General features: G+C 72.2%; 6 protein-coding genes. 3 read left to right on the forward strand and 3 right to left on the reverse strand.

What is annotated here, in order from left to right:
* Nucleotides 1-174: 174 nt before the first annotated feature.
* Entirely contained in the window at nucleotides 175-1,980 is a 1,806-nt protein-coding gene (gene aspS, locus AB0B98_RS32975) for an aspartate--tRNA ligase (RefSeq protein WP_357367742.1), read from the reverse strand.
* Nucleotides 1,981-2,134: 154 nt separating this feature from the next.
* Here aspS and AB0B98_RS32980 point away from each other — a divergent pair, with 154 nt between their 5' ends.
* Both AB0B98_RS32980 and AB0B98_RS32985 read left to right on the forward strand, forming a co-directional pair.
* Nucleotides 2,135-2,866 (forward strand): DUF998 domain-containing protein, encoded by a 732-nt coding sequence (locus AB0B98_RS32980; protein ID WP_357367744.1) that lies wholly within the window; start codon nucleotides 2,135-2,137, stop codon nucleotides 2,864-2,866.
* 144 nt (nucleotides 2,867-3,010) lie between these two features.
* Nucleotides 3,011-3,634 (forward strand): DUF998 domain-containing protein, encoded by a 624-nt coding sequence (locus AB0B98_RS32985; RefSeq protein ID WP_357367746.1) that lies wholly within the window; start codon nucleotides 3,011-3,013, stop codon nucleotides 3,632-3,634.
* Nucleotides 3,635-3,730: 96 nt separating this feature from the next.
* Here the strand turns inward: AB0B98_RS32985 and AB0B98_RS32990 are convergent, their stop codons facing one another.
* Nucleotides 3,731-4,777 carry a S1 family peptidase gene (locus AB0B98_RS32990; RefSeq protein ID WP_238669217.1) on the reverse strand — a complete coding sequence of 349 codons (1,047 nt, stop codon included), beginning with the start codon at nucleotides 4,775-4,777 and terminating at the stop codon, nucleotides 3,731-3,733.
* Nucleotides 4,778-5,145: 368 nt separating this feature from the next.
* On the reverse strand, nucleotides 5,146-5,622 hold the full coding sequence (locus AB0B98_RS32995) for a helix-turn-helix domain-containing protein (RefSeq protein ID WP_357367747.1): 477 nt from the start codon (nucleotides 5,620-5,622) through the stop codon (nucleotides 5,146-5,148).
* 55 nt (nucleotides 5,623-5,677) lie between these two features.
* Between AB0B98_RS32995 and AB0B98_RS33000 the strand changes: the two genes are divergently transcribed.
* Nucleotides 5,678-6,184, forward strand: a complete 507-nt coding sequence (locus tag AB0B98_RS33000; protein WP_357367750.1) for a PaaI family thioesterase — start codon at nucleotides 5,678-5,680, stop codon at nucleotides 6,182-6,184.
* Nucleotides 6,185-6,408: the final 224 nt, after the last annotated feature.

The following is a 6,408-nucleotide window of genomic DNA, read 5'->3' on the forward strand; positions in this document are numbered from 1 at the left end:
CCCCAAAAACCCCCCCCCCCCTCAAACCCCCACCCCCCCACCCCACCCCCCCACCCCCGGCACCCCCCCCCACCACACTTTATGGTGTTTGGCTCCATCTCGCGGGGCGATGATGACGCAAACCTCTTGATCAACCAAGCGAAGGGCGGGCGGCGGTGGGTGGGGTCAGAGGGGTCAGACCGGGTCGGCCACCGGGGCTGCCGGGCCTGCCGTGCCGGTGTGGGCCGTCGCGGGGGGCTTGGGCTTGGCGTCGATTCCGGCCTCGGTGCGCTGCTGAGCGGTGATCGGGGTGGGTGCGCTGGTCAGCGGGTCGAAGCCACCCCGGGTCTTCGGGAAGGCTATGACCTCACGGATGGAGTCGGCACCGGCGAGCAGCATGCAGACCCGGTCCCAGCCGAAGGCGATACCGCCGTGCGGCGGCGCACCGTACTTGAACGCCTCCAGCAGGAAGCCGAACTTGTCCTGCGCCTCCTCGGGAGTGATGCCGAGCAGGTCGAAGACCCGCTTCTGCACGTCACCCCGGTGGATACGGATCGACCCGCCGCCGATCTCGTTGCCGTTGCAGACGATGTCGTACGCGTACGCCAGGGCGCGGTCCGGAGCCTCCTCGAACCGGTCGACCCACTCCGCGTTCGGCGAGGTGAACGGGTGGTGCACTGCCGTCCAACCGCCCTCGTCCGTGCGCTCGAACATCGGCGCGTCGACCACCCAGCAGAACGCCCATGCACTCTCGTCGATCAGGCCGGACCGCTTGGCGATCTCGACGCGGGCCGCCCCGAGCAGCTCCTGCGCCTCCCGGGTGGTGGCGCTCGCGGCGAAGAAGACCGCGTCACCCGGCTTGGCCCCGACCGTGTCGGCGAGCCCGCCCAGGTGCTCGGCGGAGAGGTTCTTCGCCACCGGGCCACGTGCCTCGCCGGTCTCGGCGTCCAGCACCACGTACGCCAGGCCGCGGGCGCCACGCGCCTTCGCCCAGTCCTGCCAGCCGTCCAGCTCCTTGCGGCTCTGCGCCGCGCCGCCCGGCATCACCACCGCGCCGACGTAGCCGCCCGCGTCGATCGCCCCGGCGAAGACCCGGAACTCGGTGCCGCGCAGATAGTCCGTCAGCTCGGTCAGCTCGACGCCGTAGCGCAGGTCCGGCTTGTCCGAGCCGTACCGGGCCATCGCGTCGTGCCAGGTGATCCGTGGGATCGGCCCGGAGATCTCGTGCCCGGCCAGGTCCTTCCAGAGCGTCGAGACGATCGCCTCGCCGAGGTCGATCACGTCGTCCTCGGTGACGAAGGACATCTCGATGTCGAGCTGGGTGAACTCCGGCTGCCGGTCGGCGCGGAAGTCCTCGTCGCGGTAGCAGCGGGCGATCTGGTAGTACCGCTCCATGCCGCCGACCATCAGCAGCTGCTTGAACAGCTGCGGCGACTGCGGCAACGCGTACCAACTGCCGGGCTGAAGCCGCACCGGCACCAGGAAGTCGCGGGCGCCCTCCGGCGTCGAGCGGGTCAGCGTCGGCGTCTCGATCTCCAGGAAGTCACGCTCGTGCAGCACGCCCCGGGCGAGCTGGCTGGCGCGCGAGCGCAGCCGCAACGCGTTCGCCGGGCCGCTGCGGCGCAGGTCCAGGTAGCGGTACCGGAGTCGGATGTCGTCGCCGGCCTCGATCTGGTCGTCCACCGGCAGCGGCAGCGGCGCCGCCTCGGAGAGCACCTCCAGCTCCACGACGGTCACCTCGACCTCGCCGGTGGGCAGCTCCGGGTTCTCGTTGCCGGCCGGGCGGCGGGTCACCTCACCGACGACCTTGACGCAGAACTCGTTGCGCAACGCGTGCGCATCTTCCTCGCGGAACACCACCTGGACAACACCGGAACCGTCGCGCAGGTCGACGAAGATGACCCCGCCGTGGTCGCGGCGGCGGGCCACCCAGCCGGCGAGCGTCACCGTCGAGCCGGCGTCCGCGGCGCGCAGGCTTCCGGCATTGTGGGTACGGATCACGGCTGGCAACTCCTCATCGTGGAACAGTCCTCCCAGGCATTCTGTCAGGGGTGGCCGTCCCGCCTCCGGGCACCCGGCAGGCCGGCACGATTCGCTGGTGGGGTGGACCGGCGAACCCGACTCCCCCGGCAGCCGCGCCGGTTAACGTGGCGAAATGCGGCCCGTACCAAACTGGGCCGTCGCCACGGCGGCGGCGGCACCCGTGCTGCTGGTGGCCGGTTGGACGGTGGCTCAGGCCCGACAGCCCGTCGGGTACGACCCGGTCCGGGACACCATCAGCGAGCTGGCAGGACAGGACGCCACCGACGCCTGGATCATGGTGGTGGCCCTGGTGCTGCTCGGCTGCTGTTACCTGTCTGTCGCCGCCGTCCTGCACGCGGCCGGGCTACCCAGCCGCTTCCTGCTCGCGGTCGGTGGCGTGGCCACCATCGCGCTCGTCGCCTTTCCCCGGCCGCCGGTCGGCGGCTCGCTCAGCCACGGCGTCGCGGCGACGGTGGCCGTCCTCGCCCTGGTGCTCTGGCCGGCCGGCTCGGCACTGCGGCTGCCGCGCGGCCACGACACCGGGCACCCCACCCGACCGGAGCCGCCCTGGGCGTTCCGCCGGACGGTCGGGCTGAGCGCCACGCTCGTGCTGCTCGCGCTCTTCGGCTGGTGCGCGTTCGAGGTGACAAGTGGGTCCCGCACCGGGCTGGCCGAACGGGTGACGGCGGTGTCGGTCTCCCTCTGGCCGCTGCTGGCGGTCCTCTCCGCCCGGCGGGCGCACCTCGCCTGGTCGGCCGGCGGCACCGTACGCGTCGGCCCGGACCTGCCGACCATCGGCGTCGTACCCCCGGATCCCCTCGGACCACCGAGCGGGCCCGCTCCCGGACGACCCGACCGGCTGTGACGGGTCCTCGCCCCGCCTGATCCGGCCCCGTCCCTGCCTGCACCGGCCTCGTCCCCGCCTGCATCGGCGTCCGCGCCGTCGACGCGTCGGCACCGGGCGCGCGCGGCCCGGGAACTCCGCCGATCGCGCCGCTACGATCGCCCGATGTCCGCCGTTCCCCGTTGGACAGTGCTGTCGGCCGGTGGCGCACCGCTGTTCCTCGTCGGCGGCTGGACACTGGCGCAGGCCGCACAATCCGACGGATTCGACCCGGTGCGGCAGACCATCAGCGCGCTTGCCGCCGCGGGCGCGGACCATCGCTGGATCATGACGATCGGGCTCGCCGGCCTGGGCCTCTGTCACCTGGCGACCGCGTTCGGCCTGGTCAGCGCCGCACCGAGGGGCCGAGCGCTGCTGGCGCTGGGTGGGCTGGCGACCCTGGTGCTTGTCGCGTTCCCGCAGAACCCGGACGGTGACTCGACGACGCACGCCGTGGCCGCCGGGGTCGCGTTCGGGGCGTTGGCCGTCTGGCCGGCCCTGGCGGTGCCCCGTCGGGGCGCTCCGTCGCTCGATCGGGAGCGCGACCGCCCGCCGGCCCTCGTACGCCGGGCGGCGCTCGCGGCGGTGGTGGTCCTCCTCGGGCTGGTCGGCTGGTTCGCCGTCGAGCTCCTCACCGGTGGGGCGTGGACCGGGCTGACGGAGCGGCTGGCGGCGGCCGCCGAGGCGGGCGTACCGCTGGCCGCAGTGCTGGTCTCCCGGCGGCGGCCGAGGCCGTCCCGACCCGGCTGAGCGCCGTCGCGTCCTCCTGGTGTCGGCGGGGTTCGGTGGCCGTCGACGCGACGCGGGCCGCCGGAGAGTTCCGGCGGCCCGCGAGTGGTGCGTGGATCAGAAGACGCTGACGCCGTAGCGGCTGAGCGCCTCGGTGACCGGCTGGAAGTAGGTCGTGCCACCGGTGCGGCAGTTGCCGCTACCACCGGAGGTCATGCCCAGGGCGGTGCCGCCGGCGAAGAGCGAGCCGCCGCTGTCGCCCGGCTCGGCGCAGACGTTGGTGCGGATCAGACCGGAGACCGAGCCCTCGGCGTAGTTCACCGTGGCGTTGGTCGCGTTCACCGAGCCGCTGCGCAGGCCGGTGGTGCTGCCGGAGCGCTGCACCGACTGGCCGACGGAGGCGTTGCCGGAGCCGGTGATGTCGCGGAAGCTGCCGTTGTAGAGCGAGACGTTGCCGGCGGCGTTGGCCGAGTTGTTGTGCCGCACGATGCCGTAGTCGTTGCCCGGGAAGCTGGTGCCGGTACGGGTGCCGAGCAGCGAGGTCTGGGCGGAGTTCGAGTACCAGCTGGCCGAGATGTTGGTGCAGTGCCCGGCCGTCACGAAGTAGTAGGTGCTGCCACTGCGCACGTTGAAGCCGAGCGAGCAGCGCCCGCCCCCGCCGGCGTAGATGGCCTGGCCGCCGGAGATCCGGGTGCTCAGCACGCCGGCCTCGGCCTCGACCCGGACCGCGCCGTTGGCCCGCGCGGCGGCGGCCTTGACCCGCTCCAGCTTGGCCCCGGTGACGGTGCTGTCGACGGAGACGACGACCTGGTTGGTGACCGGGTCACTCCACCAGGCGGTGCCCGGGATCTTGGCGGAGCGCTCCAGCTCGGCCGTGGCCCGGTTGAGCTCGGCGGCGCCGCGGGTGACGTAGCGGACGACGGCGCCGGCCTTGCTCGCCTTGCTGGCGGCGGCCGCGTCGGTCACCGTGACGACGGACTTGCCGCTGGCGTCGATGTACGAGCCGGCGGAGCGGTCGCCGAGTTCCGCGGAGATCGCGGCGGCGGCGTCGGGCGACGCGGCAGGAGCGGCCTGGGCGGGCGCGCCGATGAGCGAGCCGACGACCAGGGTTCCGGAAACGGCGACTGTGGCCGCAACGCGGAATGTTGACCTCGTGGGTCGCATGTAACAAACCTCCTGGGCGGGGGAGCGGGTCTGCCGGGGGCGGCTGACCCGAGGGCAACCCGGCCGATCTGGGGAAACCGGCCGGATGAGACTGAAGTATTCACATACTTAAGATCATTAACAAGGGTTGAATTCGTCCGGATTCACCGACCTCGGTTGGCCACGCGGCCGCAACACCCCCGACACGCTGGCGAACAGCCACCGTCACACCCAACCGACAGCCGGCCACATTCGGCGCGCACGGTCATCGATGTCTGCCCGCGCCGGGCGTCGGGTGCACCGCGCACCCGGACGACACGGCACGGCACCGCGCGACGGGCGTCAGGGTGCGATGGGCAACGGACGTCCCGGGGTGCAGCGGGATCGGGTCAGGGGGTACGGCGACGGGCGCCGGGGCCAGGACTGGGCACCACGTCGCGGGGCCGACCCACGTCGTGCCCGTCGGCGCAGCGAAGTTCGGCGCGCACCGCCGCGCCGCAGTCGCGGTGCGTGACACTGAGCGGCGGGCCCTCCGCATCGGCGAGGTACCGGTCGCCCCAACCGAGCACGGCGACCAGCACCGGCCACAGATCCAGGCCCTTCTCCGTGAGCCGGTACTCGTGGCGCAGCCGGCTGCCGGGCTCCCGGTACGGCTCGCGACTCAGCACGCCCTGCTCCACCAGGCTGGCGAGCCGGTTGGTCAGCACCTGGCGCGGAATGCCGGTGCGTACCCGCATGTCGTCGAAGCGGCGTACGCCGGTGAACACCTCGCGGAGCACCACAAGGGTCCACCGCTCGCCGAGGACCTCCATCGCGCGGGCGATGGTGCAGTTCTCCACTGACCAGTCCAGAGCCGCGGGTCGCATTCGACCAGGCTAGATCTCGTTGACAGACTCAGCAACCTGCTGCCAGGCTGCGTCCATGACGCAGACGCAGGAACCAGTGCGCAGCCGTACCTTCACCTGGGCGGACCCGTCGGTCAACGCCGTCCAGGTCGGTCGACGCAGCGGCCTGGACATTCTCCGGGCGATGATCGCCGGCGAGCTGGCCGCGCCGCCGGTGATGCACCTTCTCGACATGGCCAGGATGGAAGCCGACGAGGGCCGGGTCGTCGTCGAGCTGACTCCCCAGGAGTTCCACTACAACCCGCTCGGCAGCGTCCACGGTGGCGTGCTCTCGACCCTGCTGGACACCGCCGCGGCGTGCGCGGTGCACACCACGCTGCCCGCCGGAGTCGGCTACACCTCGCTGGACCTCAACGTGACGTTCCTCCGCCCGGTCACCGTGGACAGCGGCACCCTGCGCTGCGAGGGCACTGTGCTGCAACGCGGCCGCCGTACGGCCCTGGCCGAGGCCCGCATCACCGACGCCGCCGACCGCCTGATAGCTCACGCCACCAGCACCTGCCTCCTCCTCCCCCTCCCCTAACCCACCCACCCCCAACCCTTCTCCCCTCCCCCCAAGGCCCCAACCCCGCAGCCCTCTGGGTTGATCATGAAGTTATTGCGCCGACACGCCGACCCGAGTGGCAATAACTTCATGATCAACGGGGTGGGGTTGGGGGTGGGGTTGGGGGGCGAACAAGATCGCGGCGTTGGTCAACCGGCGGGAGGTTCGCGACTTCATCGACGTGGCAGCGGCCCTCGACCACT

The organism is Micromonospora sp. NPDC048947 (genome assembly GCF_040649495.1).
GTDB lineage: Bacteria > Actinomycetota > Actinomycetes > Mycobacteriales > Micromonosporaceae > Micromonospora > Micromonospora alfalfae.